Source organism: Flavobacterium arabinosi (assembly GCF_048158725.1).
GTDB lineage: Bacteria > Bacteroidota > Bacteroidia > Flavobacteriales > Flavobacteriaceae > Flavobacterium > Flavobacterium arabinosi.
The window spans coordinates 333,461-347,203 of record NZ_JBLNKX010000002.1; the positions used below are offsets into that span (position 1 = coordinate 333,461).

General features: G+C 34.4%; 12 protein-coding genes. All 12 read right to left on the reverse strand.

Annotated features, from left to right (window positions below; all coding sequences use genetic code 11):
* Positions 1-46: 46 nt before the first annotated feature.
* The 12 genes from ftsA to mraZ are packed head-to-tail and all read right to left on the reverse strand — an operon-like array spanning position 47 to position 13,734.
* Positions 47-1,429, reverse strand: coding sequence for a cell division protein FtsA (gene ftsA, locus ACM55K_RS05545; protein ID WP_416849249.1), 1,383 nt, complete (start codon positions 1,427-1,429; stop codon positions 47-49).
* Between the two features lie 6 nt (positions 1,430-1,435).
* Positions 1,436-2,158 carry a cell division protein FtsQ/DivIB gene (locus tag ACM55K_RS05550; RefSeq protein ID WP_416849250.1) on the reverse strand — a complete coding sequence of 241 codons (723 nt, stop codon included), beginning with the start codon at positions 2,156-2,158 and terminating at the stop codon, positions 1,436-1,438.
* Positions 2,145-3,494 carry a UDP-N-acetylmuramate--L-alanine ligase gene (gene murC / locus ACM55K_RS05555; protein WP_416849251.1) on the reverse strand — a complete coding sequence of 450 codons (1,350 nt, stop codon included), beginning with the start codon at positions 3,492-3,494 and terminating at the stop codon, positions 2,145-2,147. The genes ACM55K_RS05550 and murC overlap by 14 nt, the downstream gene beginning before the upstream one ends.
* A 37-nt stretch (positions 3,495-3,531) precedes the next feature.
* Complete coding sequence (gene murG / locus ACM55K_RS05560) at positions 3,532-4,620, reverse strand: undecaprenyldiphospho-muramoylpentapeptide beta-N-acetylglucosaminyltransferase (protein WP_416849252.1); 1,089 nt, start codon at positions 4,618-4,620, stop codon at positions 3,532-3,534.
* A 60-nt stretch (positions 4,621-4,680) separates the two neighbouring features.
* Positions 4,681-5,970 (reverse strand): FtsW/RodA/SpoVE family cell cycle protein, encoded by a 1,290-nt coding sequence (locus ACM55K_RS05565; RefSeq protein ID WP_416849253.1) that lies wholly within the window; start codon positions 5,968-5,970, stop codon positions 4,681-4,683.
* A gap of 30 nt (positions 5,971-6,000) precedes the next feature.
* Complete coding sequence (murD, locus tag ACM55K_RS05570) at positions 6,001-7,332, reverse strand: UDP-N-acetylmuramoyl-L-alanine--D-glutamate ligase (RefSeq protein WP_416849254.1); 1,332 nt, start codon at positions 7,330-7,332, stop codon at positions 6,001-6,003.
* A 1-nt stretch (position 7,333) separates the two neighbouring features.
* Positions 7,334-8,563 carry a phospho-N-acetylmuramoyl-pentapeptide-transferase gene (gene mraY, locus ACM55K_RS05575; RefSeq protein WP_416849255.1) on the reverse strand — a complete coding sequence of 410 codons (1,230 nt, stop codon included), beginning with the start codon at positions 8,561-8,563 and terminating at the stop codon, positions 7,334-7,336.
* Positions 8,564-8,569: 6 nt separating this feature from the next.
* Positions 8,570-10,033: a UDP-N-acetylmuramoyl-L-alanyl-D-glutamate--2,6-diaminopimelate ligase gene (locus tag ACM55K_RS05580; protein WP_416849256.1), complete on the reverse strand. Its 1,464-nt coding sequence runs from the start codon at positions 10,031-10,033 to the stop codon at positions 8,570-8,572.
* Positions 10,030-12,033 carry a penicillin-binding protein gene (locus ACM55K_RS05585; protein ID WP_416849257.1) on the reverse strand — a complete coding sequence of 668 codons (2,004 nt, stop codon included), beginning with the start codon at positions 12,031-12,033 and terminating at the stop codon, positions 10,030-10,032. The genes ACM55K_RS05580 and ACM55K_RS05585 overlap by 4 nt, the downstream gene beginning before the upstream one ends.
* On the reverse strand, positions 12,024-12,371 hold the full coding sequence (locus ACM55K_RS05590) for an FtsL-like putative cell division protein (RefSeq protein ID WP_416844727.1): 348 nt from the start codon (positions 12,369-12,371) through the stop codon (positions 12,024-12,026). The genes ACM55K_RS05585 and ACM55K_RS05590 overlap by 10 nt, the downstream gene beginning before the upstream one ends.
* Positions 12,372-12,377: 6 nt before the next feature.
* Entirely contained in the window at positions 12,378-13,286 is a 909-nt protein-coding gene (rsmH, locus tag ACM55K_RS05595) for a 16S rRNA (cytosine(1402)-N(4))-methyltransferase RsmH (protein ID WP_416849258.1), read from the reverse strand.
* A complete protein-coding gene (gene mraZ, locus ACM55K_RS05600; RefSeq protein WP_416849259.1) occupies positions 13,261-13,734 on the reverse strand; it encodes a division/cell wall cluster transcriptional repressor MraZ in 474 nt (157 codons plus the stop codon). The genes rsmH and mraZ overlap by 26 nt, the downstream gene beginning before the upstream one ends.
* Between the last annotated feature and the right edge of the window lie 9 nt (positions 13,735-13,743).

Consider the following 13,743-nt stretch of genomic DNA (forward strand, 5'->3'; position numbering starts at 1 on the left):
TTGGTTTTTGATATTTATTATTTATTGTGTTTTTTGGGCACTGCCCTTATTCTGCATTATCTAAGAAATCCTTAATCTTATCCACATAACGGTCGAAGAAATTTCTCTGAATTCTGTTCACTGTTGAATTCTGTTTTTCATTAGTGTTTCGTGCCTCTTCCTCAACTTCCTCTTCAGAAACCTCAATCACTGGCGCTTGAACAACTGGTTGTCTGTACACTGGTGCTTTTGGTTGTTCGATAGCATCCATTCTAACCGCACTTTGCGTTTTGTTTTCGATGCTGTTCATCACCAATCCAACTGCAGTAGCATATAAAGGACTTGAAATCTCCTCGTCTGAATTTCCAGCTAAATGCTCGTTTGGATATCCTATTCTCGTATCCATTCCTGTAATATACTCTACTAATTGTTTGATGTGTTTCAATTGAGCACCACCACCAGTAAGCACTATTCCTGCGATTAGTTTTTTACGAGGATCTTCGTGTCCGTATGCTTTCACTTCCGTAAAAACTTGATCAATAATTTCAACAACACGAGCATGAATAATTTTAGAAAGATTCTTTAATGAAATTTCTTTTGGTTCTCTGCCTCTTAATCCTGGAATAGAAACAATTTCATTGTCTTTATTTTCCCCTGGCCAAGCAGATCCAAATTTAACTTTCAATAATTCAGCTTGCTTCTCAATTATAGAACATCCTTCTTTTATATCATCTGTGATTACATTTCCTCCAAAAGGAATTACCGCCGTATGGCGAATAATACCATCTTTGAAAATGGCTAAATCAGTTGTTCCACCACCTATATCGATAAGTGCAACTCCTGCTTCTTTTTCCTCCTGACTCAAAACCGCATCTGCCGAAGCTAAGGGTTCCAAGGTTAAACCTGACAATTCAATTCCTGAACTTTGAATGCATCTGCCTACATTACGAATTGACGAGGCTTGTCCTACTACAACATGAAAACTAGACTCTAATCTTCCACCGTACATTCCTATAGGCTCTTTAATTTCAGATTGTCCGTCAATTTTAAATTCTTGTGGCAAAACATGAATTATTTCTTCGCCAGGTAACATTGCCAATTTATTTACTTGGTCAATCAAAAGCTGAATATCATATCCTCCAATTACTTCTTCGGGATTGTTTCTGCTTATGTAATCCGTATGTTGAATACTACGGATGTGTTGACCCGCAATTCCCACTACTACATCTTTTATTTTATAGCCTGAATTATTTTCGGCCTCTTGTATCGCTTGTTGTATCGATTGTATGGTTTGAGTGATGTTATTTACAACGCCTCTAGCCACACCTAAACTTTTAGATTTTCCTACACCTAAAATTTCTAGTTTCCCATATTCATTCTTCTTGCCTATCATGGCAACTATTTTAGTTGTCCCAATATCTAGACCTACTGCAATATTCTCTTTTTCCATTATCTATTATTTAGTGCAAACTACTTGTTCCGTAAATCGGAGATCAATCTTTTTATATTTATACAACGAACTATCTAAAACCGCCTTTTGAAAAAAAGCTTTGTAATTCTTAAATTTTCGCTCCACATTAATCATTCTACCGAAATCAATTTGATAATCAAAATTTCTATTGAGCATTTTTAAGCTACCATTCGGCATAATTTCAATTCCAATGATGTTTTTTTTCAAAAACGCATCGTCATAGATTGCCCGAAATAAGTCGGCTAAATATTCGTTATTTTTTTTATTTATCCCCCCGGATACAAGTGGAACTCTCGCTGTAAAATTAGTTGACAATGGCATCCTATTCCCTTCGTAATCAATATAAAAAGAACCACCTCCGTCAAAAATCCTAGCTATAGGAGTTTTTTGTTTTACTACTGCTTTCAATACACCATCAATACTCACAAATACATCTGATTTTTCAATCATTTCCTGCGCATCTAGAGTTCTTTCCAGTTTATTCAAATCTAATTTAACTTTTTGAATGCTTGATGCATCTCTTTTATTTTCTATTAACAATTTATTAACCGTTTCCTGTTTAACAAAAGGTGCATTATCTCCAACAAAAACTACTACAGATTTAGTCAATTTTCTGTTTTTATTTCGATTTGAGGTAAACGAAAACAGAAAAATTACTACTATAAACATTAGCATTAACCGAATATTGGTCCAATTAAAGAGTTTCATTTATCGCTTTTTTAATGGATGGCACTAATTCTCCAATATCTCCTGCTCCAATTGTTACAATAACGGTAGCATCGCTAGCTAAAATTGTTGAAATTAAATCGCTTTTAGAGACTATTTTTTTATGATTATTAGTCATTTTATCCATCAACCATTGTGAATTTATACCTTCCATTGGCAATTCACGGGCTGGATAGATATCTAATAAAACAACATCATCAAAAGCAGATAAGCTTTTGGCAAAATCATCAGCAAAATCTCTCGTTCTGCTGAATAAATGCGGTTGAAAAATTGCCAATACTTTTTGGCTTGGATACAATTCCCTAACCGCCTGATGTACTGCATTTATCTCCGTTGGATGATGTGCATAATCATCAATATAAACTAACTCATCCGTTTTAATTTGGTACGAAAATCTTCTTTTTATTCCTTTGAATGATGCAATGGCTTTTGCAATGGCATCGGTTGGGGTGCCGAATATATTTGCCATTGCAATAGCCATTAATGCATTCATCAAATTGTGTTTTCCAGGTAATCCAAAATATAAATCTTTGATTATCTCAGTAGGCGTTTGTACGTCAAAAACATAACTGCCATTTCCTACTCTAACATTAAAAGCCTTGAAAACAGCGTCTTCATTTACTGCACATGTAATACCCTCTAATGGTAATTCTTTCGTTATAAAAAGCCTACTCTTGTCTTCTACTTTAGAAGCAAATTCAACAAAAGATTCTTCTATCGCTTCACTGGTTCCATAAATATCCAAATGGTCTGCATCCATAGAAGTTATGCAAGCAATATTTGGATGTAAATGCAGGAATGAACGATCAAATTCATCGGCTTCAACAACAGTTACGGTTTTCCCGCTTCCTATTAAATTCGAATTGTAATTTTCTACAATTCCACCAATAAAAGCAGTAACATCAGCACCACTTTCATACAAAATATGACCTAAAATACCTGAAGTGGTCGTTTTTCCATGCGTTCCGGCAACTGCAAAACAAAAAGTATCTTTTGTGATTATCCCTAAAACTTCGGCTCTTTTTTTAACCTGAAAATCTCTTTCCAAGAAATAATTCCACTCCGAATGTGCCTTCGGAACTGCTGGCGTAATTATCACCAAAGTATTTTCTACGTAAAAATCTGTAGGGATTAAATCGATACTGTCTTCAAAATGGATTGAAATTCCGCTTTCTATTAATTCATTGGTAAGAGCTGAAGGCGTTTTATCATAACCTGAAACTTGTTTTCCCAAATTCTTGAAATAACGAGCCAGATTACTCATCCCGATGCCTCCAATTCCTATAAAATAGACGTTATGTATTTGATGTAAGTTCATATTATTTTAAGTCTTTGCTCTATTATCTTTTTTCTTTCTATTTAATCAACTTCACAATTTCGTCAACAATTTGTTTTGTTGCCTCTGGCATAGCCAATTGTTTTATATTTTCGCTCAGTTGTTTTTGTTTTCCATGATCTTTCAACAAGGCTTCAAAAACAAGACCAAATTGCCAATCAAGCTCCGATTCTTTGAGCATTAACGCTCCTTTTTTATCTACAATCGCTTGTGCGTTTTTAGTTTGGTGATCTTCAGCTACATTAGGTGAGGGAATAAAAATTACTGGTTTCCCAACAATACACAACTCCGAAACTGATGACGCTCCTGCTCGGGAAATAATAACATCTGCAGCAGCATAAACTAAATCCATTCTTTCGATAAAAGCGACTACCTGAACATTTCCTTTGTTATATTTTTTATAATCTTCTAAATATAATTTTCCGCATTGCCAAATCACCTGAACATTTTGAGAAATAATATTTTCCAATTCTTTTTCGATTAATTGGTTTACTCTTCTCGCTCCAAGACTTCCTCCAAGAACTAATAATGTTTTCTTTTTAGAGTCTAAATTAAAATATTGAATTGCTTCAGCCCTTTTACTTTCGATATCTATTAAATCCTGACGCACTGGATTTCCGGTCAAAATCATTTTTCCTTTTGGAAAAAATCGTTCCAGATTTTCGTAAGCAACACAAATTTTGCTTGCTTTTTTACTCAATAATTTATTGGTAATCCCAGGATAGGAATTTTGTTCTTGAATTACTGTTGGAATACCTGCAATCCCAGCTATCTGCAACAACGGACCACTTGCAAAACCTCCAGTTCCAATAACTACATCTGGTCTAAAATCCTTTATTATTGTTCTGGATTTTAATAAACTTGAAAGCAATTTAATTGGGAAAAGTACATTATCAAATGTCAGTCTTCGCTGTAATCCTGCAATCCAAAGTCCTTTGATTTTGTAACCTGCCTGAGGTACTTTTTGCATTTCCATTTTATTATTGGCACCTACAAAAAGAATTTCGGCATCAGGAAAACGAGATTTTAATTCATTGGCAATTGCAATTGCCGGATAGATATGTCCGCCTGTTCCGCCACCGCTTAATATGAATTTATACTGTTTCATTTTTATGAAAGTTACTGAGTTCCTAAGTTTTTATAATTTACTTTTTCTCTGAAAATCGAATTACTTATTTAAAACTGCATGCATTGGATTCGTAGCTTTATCTTCAATAGAATAATTTTCTTCTATTAGATCTTCCTCTCCTAGTTCTCTATCGATTAATTTCTGCAGTGCTTCTTCTCTTTTGGCAGCATCCTTTAATTCTTGGGCGATTTCTTCCTCTTTTTTAGTTACACTAATGATAATTCCAAGTGCGAAACAGGTCATCCAGATAGAACTTCCTCCACTACTTATTAATGGCAATGTTTGTCCTGTAACTGGTAATAACTCTACTGCAACCGCCATATTAATCATTGCCTGAAATATCATGGGAAAACCTAATCCTATAACCACTAATTTCCCAAACAAAGTATTGGCTTTATGTGAAGCAATGACAAATCGAAATAACAATAATAAATATAACGCAAGAACTCCCAAACCTCCTAAAAGTCCATATTCTTCTACAATAATGGCATAAATAAAATCAGATGAAGATTGTGGCAAAAAATTCTTCTGAACACTTTTACCCGGACCCAATCCGTAAATTTTACCAGATGCAATAGCAATTTTAGCTTTCTCTATCTGATAATCATCTTCATCCGGTTTATCCGTGCTGAAATTTTCGATTCTACTTTCCCAAGTATGTACTCTGTTAAAAAATCTGGAATCTGGAAAAGCTTTTGAAAGAAGAACAAAAAAAGCGAGAAATAAAATTCCAGAACCAATAATGATTCCAATATATTTTAAGGGATATTTACCAATAAAAGTCAGCATCAATATCATACAGAAAATCAAGGCAGTTGTGGAGAAATTAGCCGGCAAGATTAGTATTAATGTAAAAAACACCGGTAACCAAAGCTCCCATAAAGAAGCTTTAAATTCAATTGGTTCCTCTCTAGTTTTTGACAAATAGCGCGCTACGTATATAAACAACACTATGGATGCCAATGTTGATGTTTGGAAAGTTATTCCAATGAATGGAACTTGAATCCATCGACTCGCATTTGCACCAGCGATAACAGTTCCTTTTATTAATGTATAAGCCAATAATATCCAAACAACAGGCAATCCTATTTTAGAAATAGCCCGAAAATAATGATATGGTACTTTATGAATCCAATAAATAATGGCGAAACCAATACAAATATGTGCCAAATGTTTTACCAGATAACCCAATGTATTTCCGTTCCCTTGGCCAATATAAGCCAAATTACTACTCGCACTAAAAACAGGCATAAACGAAAACAAGGCTAATAAGGCCACAAATGACCAAATACCTTTATCTCCTTTTAAACTGTTAACTAGTTGTTTCATTTTTGATTTTTGTTTAAAGTTTTATTTTGTTTATAGATTCTTAACTGCTTGCTTGAATTGATTTCCTCTGTCTTCATAGTTTTCGAATAAATCAAAACTAGCACAAGCTGGCGACAGTAATACTGTATCTCCCTTTTCTGATAATCGTTGCGCCATTCTCACAGCATCATTCATATTAGAAACTTCAATCATCATATCAACCACATTTCCAAAAACATCAATTATTTTCTTGTTGTCCACACCAAGGCAAATAATAGCTTTCACTTTTTCACGGACTAATGACATCAATTCATTATAATCATTTCCTTTGTCTACTCCACCCACAATCCAAACCGTAGGCGTACTCATGCTGTCTAATGCAAAAAAAGTGGCATTTACATTGGTTGCTTTTGAATCATTGATGTATTGTACATTTTGGATTTTCAATACTTTTTCAAGACGATGTTCCACTCCTTGAAAATTAGATAAACTTTCACGTATGGTAGCTTTTCTAATTTGCATTAATTTTGCCACAGAGGTTGCTGCCATTGCGTTTTTCATGTTATGTTTTCCTTCCAAGGCAATATGCGCTGTGTCCATTGTAAACTCTTCTTGATTGATTGAAATTTCCATTTTGTTGTTTTTTATATAAGCTCCTTCGCTGAAAGTTTTTGTCAATGAAAAAGGAATTAATTTGGCTTTGGTTGTGTGTGTTTTAAACCATTCTGTAATAGCTTCATCATCTGCATCATAAATGAGGTAATCATCCTCGGTTTGATTCATTGTAATTCTAAACTTTGAATCAATGTAATTTTCATATTTGTAATCGTATCGATCTAAATGATCAGGACTTATATTAGTAATAATCGCAATATGTGGTTTAAAATTTATAATTCCATCCAATTGAAAACTACTCAATTCAAGCACATACGAATCGAATTTATTATCTGCCACCTGCCAAGCGAAACTCTTTCCAATATTCCCCCCTAATCCTACATTCAACCCTGCTGATTTCAGCAAATGATGGGTCAACATCGTGGTGGTAGTCTTTCCATTACTTCCGGTGATTCCTATAATAGTTGCATCTGTAAAAGGAGCCGCAAACTCAATTTCCGACAATACCGGAATTTCTTTTGCCAAAAGCTTTTTTACTATTGGAGATTTATCCGGAATTCCAGGGCTTTTCATCACCACATCAGCATTCAAAATCAAATCTTCCGTGTGCTTATCTTCTTCCCAAGCAATTTCATTAATGATAAGAACCTCTTTGTAATTTCCTTTTATCTTTCCAAAATCAGACACAAAAACATCGTATCCTTTTTTCTTACCCAGAATAGCAGTTCCTACTCCGCTTTCTCCTCCACCTAAAATTACTAGCCTCATACTATCTTAATTTTAAAGTGACAATTGATAATATGGCCAGCATTATAGCAACAATCCAAAAACGGGTTACAATCTTACTTTCATGATAGCCTTTCTTCTGATAATGATGATGCAAAGGCGACATCAGGAATATTCTTCGGCCTTCGCCAAAGCGTTTTTTGGTATATTTAAAATAACTTACCTGTAAAACAACGGATAGATTTTCGACAAGAAAAATTCCGCATAACAATGGAATCAACATTTCTTTTCGAACAGCAATTGCCAGAACTGCAATAATTCCGCCGATAGTCAAACTTCCTGTATCTCCCATAAAAACAGATGCCGGATAGGAGTTATACCAAAGAAATCCAATCAATGATCCCACAAAAGCAGCTATAAAAACCGTCATTTCCCCTGAACTAGGGATGTACATTATATTCAAGTAATTGGAGAAAATAATATTTCCCGAAACGAACGTAAATATTCCTAATGCAAGAACTGAAACAGCAGAAGTCCCTGCGGCAAGTCCATCAATACCATCTGTTAAATTAGCACCGTTAGAAACTGCCGTTATAATGAAAATAACAACCGGAATAAAAATTAACCAAGCCCATTTTTCATATCCTTCACCAGTCCATGCTAATAATTCAGCATAATCAAATTCATTATTTTTAAAGAAAGGAATTGTCGTAGCTGTAGATTTTTCTTCAACTGGAGCAGGCGTAATAACCGTTTCTGTTTGCACTTTAAAAATATCCGATTTTGCTGTATCCGTACGAACCGTAACTGCCGGACTAAAATAAAGAACAGTACCTACTATTAAACCTAAACCTACTTGTCCTACGACTTTAAAAATTCCTTTTAGTCCTTCTTTATCTTTTTTGAAAATTTTAATATAATCATCTATAAAACCAATTATTCCCATCCAAAGTGTGGTCACAATCAATAAAACGATGTAAATATTATGCAGTTTTGCAAAAAGTATAACTGGAACCAAAGTGGCAAATATGATGATTAAACCTCCCATTGTTGGCGTCCCAGCTTTTTCATTTTGACCTGCCAAACCAAGCTCACGAACCGTTTCTCCTACTTGTTGTCTTTGCAGGAAACGGATTATTCTTTTTCCATAAATTGTAGATAACAATAAAGAAAGCATCAATGCCAATGCAGATCTAAAAGTAATGTACTGAAAAACGCCTGTACCAGGAACGTCTAATGTTTTGTCTAAATATTCAAATAAGTAATACAGCATATTTTTCTATTTATGAAGTTGATCTAATATTTCTTTAACTATTTTCATGTCGTCAAAATCATGGCGAACGCCATTTATTTCCTGATACGTCTCATGCCCTTTTCCGGCAATTAAAATAATATCATTTGGCTGAGCCAATTGGCAAGCAGTTTTTATAGCCTGCTTTCTATCTGTTATAGTCAATGTTTTTTTATAATTTTGAGGTGCAACTCCTTGCTCCATTTCAGTAATAATAACTTCCGGTTCTTCATTTCTTGGATTATCCGAAGTAAAAATTGCTTTGTCACTCAACTCAGATGCAATTCCAGCCATAATTGGGCGCTTGGCTTTATCTCTATTGCCACCACAACCTACAACAGTTATCAATTGCTCGTTTTTAGTACGAATGTCATTGATTGTTTTTAGCACATTTTCTAATGCATCTGGCGTATGCGCATAATCCACAATCGCTGTAATATTTGAAGCCGAAACAATAAATTGAAAACGTCCCGAAACACTTTCTAAATCAGATAATAATCGAAGTACTTCCAAACTTTCCATCCCTAATTCAACCGCAGTTCCATAAATAGCCAATAAATTATAAGCATTAAATGTCCCAATTAGTTTTACCCAAACTTCATCTCCATTTATTTTCAACAACAAACCTGACAATTGATTTTCCAGAATTTGTGCTTTATAATCAGCATAGGTTTTTAAAGCATAAGTCAATTTTTTAGCTGCAGTATTCTGCAACATGACTTGCCCATTTTTATCATCAATATTGGACAATGCAAATGCCGTTTTCGGTAAATTATCGAAAAAATATTTTTTCACATCTCTATATTCTGCAAATGTGGGATGGTAATCCAAATGGTCGTGAGACAAATTTGTAAAAATACCGCCAACAAAATGCAATGCTTCTGTTCGTTTTTGATGAATTCCGTGAGAACTCACTTCCATAAAACAATATTCAACACCGTTCTTCACCATTTCTTTTAGATAGTGGTTTATTGTAATTGAATCCGGAGTGGTGTGAGTCGCTTTATATTCAACATCGTCAACTAAAATTTTTACTGTAGAAAGTAATCCAACTTTAAAACCTGCTTTTTTAAATAACTGGTATAACAAAGAAGCAATCGTTGTTTTTCCGTTTGTTCCTGTGATTCCAACTAACTTCAAGTTTTGAGAAGGGTCTCCAAAATAATTTGCAGCCATAAATGCTAAGGCTGAATTGGTGTTTTTTACCTGTACATAGGTAATTCCTATTACAATATTCTCCGGAAATGTATCGCATATAACAGCTACAGCTCCTTGCTGAATTGCTTTTTCTATAAAATCATGACCATCAGAAATAGAACCACGAATAGCAATAAAAACATCATTGACCTCGATTTTTCTAGAATCGAAATCCATTTTGTTTATAGCAATATCCGTCGGACCTTTTACCGCTTCGATAGCTACTCTATACAATATGTCTTTTAAGATTTTCACGATAATTCTAATAAAATTGTTGTGTTTCTAACTATGTTTTGTCCGGCCTGAAGTGATTGTTTTTTAACTTTTCCAACTCCAATAGCTTTTACTTTTATGCCTAAATTTTCTAATAAGGCTACAGCATCCATTCCTGACATTCCTTTTACGTTAGGAATTAACTGCCCTTTCTTTTGTGACTTAACAAAATACGAATCGTAATTACGCTCTTGCTTTTGTATTTTTCTATCTAAATTTTTAATTTCATTAGTTGAAGGCGCATCGGTAAAAATCTTTTGCGCAATACGTTTGAAAACTGGACCTGCCACATCCGCACCGTAATAATTATTTAATGCTGTACTTGGTTTATGCACCACAACTATACAGGAATATTTGGGATGATCTGCAGGAAAATAACCAACAAATGAGGAGGCATAATATTTACCGGAACCGCCATCTTTCGCGTAATTTACCTGTGCCGTTCCTGTTTTTCCGGCCATTGAAAAATCTTTAGAATAAAGCTTAGAACCTGTTCCCTTTTTAACAACATTCAATAAGATTGCTTTCAATTTCAAAATAGTTTCTTGGGAACATATTTTAGGATTCAAAACTTCTTTATCGTATTTTTTAATCGTTTTATTCCATTCTTTAATTTCAGAAACAAACTGAGGCTTAACCATTTCTCCATTATTGGCAACAGCATTATAAAAAGCTAATGTTTGCATTGGCGTAATAGAAACTCCATATCCAAAAGCCATCCAAGGAAGCGAAATATTTGACCAGTGTTTATCACTTGGTTGTGGAACATAAGGACGGCCTTCCCCTTTAATCGAAAGCCCCAAAGGTCTGTTTAGTCCAAAATCATTAAGGTGATTTACAAATTTAGAAGGCTCATTTTTATAACTATTATAAACGGCTTGAACCATGACAGTATTCGACGAAACTTCAAAACCTCTTGCTAAAGAAATTTTTCCATAACCGCCTTCGTGTGAATCCCGAACTTTTCTTCCTGAGTAAACAACAACACCTCCGTTACTGTCATAAACGGCACTGGTATCTACTTTTTTGTCTTCAAGAAGCGCCATTAAATCGGCTAATTTATAGGTAGAACCTGGCTCATGAGATTCCGCTACCGCATAATTAGTTGTTTCAAAATACGTTCCGTCGGTAGCTCTTCCTAAATTCGAAATTGCTTTTACATGACCTGTACTTGTTTCCATAACCACAACACAACCATGGTCTGCCTGATACAATTCCAACTGTTTTAGCAAAGCATGATGCGCAATATCCTGAATATAAACATCAATTGTAGATATCACATCATAACCATCCTGCGGATCAACTTCATTGATATCGCGTATCGGTTTCCATTGTCCTTTTGCGATTTTTTGCTTTAAAATTTTCCCGTCTTTACCGTTCAGATATTTTCTAAAAGCCCATTCTATTCCCTTTCCATCGAGTGATGCACCGTGAGAAGTTCTTTCGTAACCAACAGTTCGTTCTGCAATTTTTCCTATTGGATGTTCTCTTACGGTTTCTTGCTCGATTATAATTCCACCTTTATAAGCTCCTAATTTAAATAATGGAAAACCTTTAATTTTAAAATATTGTGTATAACTCAAATTACGGGCAATCAAATAATATCTATTCTTGTTTGCTCTAGCTTTTCTTAATTCGTTTTGGAAAAAATTTGATGGTTTGCCTAAAACTAATGCCAGTGAATCTGACAATGACTTAACATTTTTTTCAAATGCTTCTGCTTTTGGAGCAACAGCATCAAATCTAATTTCATAATTAGGAATAGAAGTAGCTAAAAGACTCCCATCCGCAGAATAAATATTACCTTTATTAGCAGGAATCACAAAATTTCTAACGGTTCTTTCTTTGGCTAATTTTCTATAATAATCACCCTCGACCCATTGAATATTTGTCAATTTTACAGCAATCGCAATGGCCATCAAAAAGATAGCGAATGCAACCAGATAAATTCGGTACGATATGTATTTATCTTCTACTGCCATATTTTTTTGAAAAAGCTTTTTTCTTCTTCTTTTTTAACTTTGATTTTAACTGGGGGAACTGTTGACGGAAAAATTTGTTTTTCCACCATTTTTTCAGAAACAGTCGATTCCATTTTCAATTTCATCAATTCCGAACGCCTGTCCACAAATTCCGAACGTAATTCTTTAACCTGATTTGTCAAATCGGCAATCATAAATACTTTTTGCTCAAATCGTTGTGTATTAGCAATCATAACAATCGCCAAAATAATTACAAAAACAATGAATCGCCAGTTTTTAACAGCATCATCATCTATAAGAAATCTAGCTTTTAATAGGCTGTAAACTCCGTTTTTCATAACTAATTATCTCTTTTCAGCTATTCTTAATTTAGCACTTCTTGCTCTATTATTTTCTTTTATTTCAGCGTTATCCGGGACAATTAATTTTCCAATTGTTTTAAATGGAACCGAAAAATTACCGAAAAAGTCGCGTTCTGGCTCCCCTTCAAACATTCCATTTTTCATAAACCTTTTAACTAATCTATCTTCTAAAGAATGGTATGAAATCACACTTAATCTGCCGCCCGGATTTAATATTTCTAAGGATTGCTCCAAGAATTCTTTCAAAACATCCATTTCTTGGTTCACTTCAATTCGGATAGCCTGATAGATTTGAGCCAATATTTTATTTCTAACTCTTTCAGGTAAATATTTCGCCAAAACGGCTTTCAATTCATCTGTTGTTTTGATTGGTTGCTCCTCTCTGGCTTCAATAATTGTTCTTGCCAAAGCAGGTGCACTTTTCAATTCACCATAATCCAAGAACACTCTTTTCAAATTCGCTTCATCATACTCATTGACGACTCGATACGCATTCAAATCATTTTTCTGACTCATTCTCATATCTAAGCCAGCATCAAAACGAGTAGAGAAACCTCTTTCCGGAACATCAAATTGATGTGAGGACACACCTAAATCTGCTAAAATCCCATCAACACTTTTTACTCCGTAAAAACGCAAAAACCTTTTTATAAAACGGAAATTCTCATTAATAAGCGTAAATCTTTCATCTGGCAATGCATTAGCCAAAGCATCTTCGTCCTGATCAAAAGCAAATAATTTTCCGTTTGGCCCCAGTCTTTTCAAAATTTCTTTTGAATGACCTCCACCACCAAAAGTTACATCTATATAAATGCCGTCGGGCTTAATATTTAAACCATCTACTGTTGCCTGAAGCAAAACCGGATTATGATATTCCATTGTCGTCGTCATTTATATTTCCCATTACTTCTTCTGCCAAATCTGCAAAATCAACATCTTCACCATTTATTGATTTTTCGTATAAATCTTTATCCCAAATCTCAACAATATTCACTGCCGATGAAAACACAACTTCCTTAGCAATACTTGCAAAAATCACTAAATCTTTTGGTACTAATAATCGACCTAAAGCATCTATTTCAACCACTTTTACTCCTGCGGTAAACCTGCGGATAAAGTCATTGTTTTTCTTTACAAATCGGTTCAGTTTATTAATTTTTTGCATCATCAAATCCCACTCTTTCATAGGATACAACTCCAAACAAGGCTGAAATACGGAACGCTTCAAAACAAAACCGTTTTGAAGAGAAGAAGCCAACTGCTTTTTTAAAGGCGCTGGTAACAGCAACCTTCCTTTGGCATCAACTTTACATTCATATGTTCCAATAATTGTATCCAAGTAAAAAGT

What these genes read in the sequence shown, in the direction of transcription:
- ftsA (WP_416849249.1), bottom strand. Translation starts at nt 1,429, where the DNA reads ATGGAAAAAGAGAATATTGCAGTAGGTCTAGATATTGGGACAACTAAA.
- murC (WP_416849251.1), bottom strand. Translation starts at nt 3,494, where the DNA reads ATGAACTTACATCAAATACATAACGTCTATTTTATAGGAATTGGAGGC.
- murD (WP_416849254.1), bottom strand. Translation starts at nt 7,332, where the DNA reads ATGAGGCTAGTAATTTTAGGTGGAGGAGAAAGCGGAGTAGGAACTGCT.
- ACM55K_RS05550 (WP_416849250.1), bottom strand. Translation starts at nt 2,158, where the DNA reads ATGAAACTCTTTAATTGGACCAATATTCGGTTAATGCTAATGTTTATA.
- murG (WP_416849252.1), bottom strand. Translation starts at nt 4,620, where the DNA reads ATGAAACAGTATAAATTCATATTAAGCGGTGGCGGAACAGGCGGACAT.
- ACM55K_RS05565 (WP_416849253.1), bottom strand. Translation starts at nt 5,970, where the DNA reads ATGAAACAACTAGTTAACAGTTTAAAAGGAGATAAAGGTATTTGGTCA.
- rsmH (WP_416849258.1), bottom strand. Translation starts at nt 13,286, where the DNA reads ATGACGACGACAATGGAATATCATAATCCGGTTTTGCTTCAGGCAACA.
- mraY (WP_416849255.1), bottom strand. Translation starts at nt 8,563, where the DNA reads ATGCTGTATTACTTATTTGAATATTTAGACAAAACATTAGACGTTCCT.
- ACM55K_RS05590 (WP_416844727.1), bottom strand. Translation starts at nt 12,371, where the DNA reads ATGAAAAACGGAGTTTACAGCCTATTAAAAGCTAGATTTCTTATAGAT.
- ACM55K_RS05585 (WP_416849257.1), bottom strand. Translation starts at nt 12,033, where the DNA reads ATGGCAGTAGAAGATAAATACATATCGTACCGAATTTATCTGGTTGCA.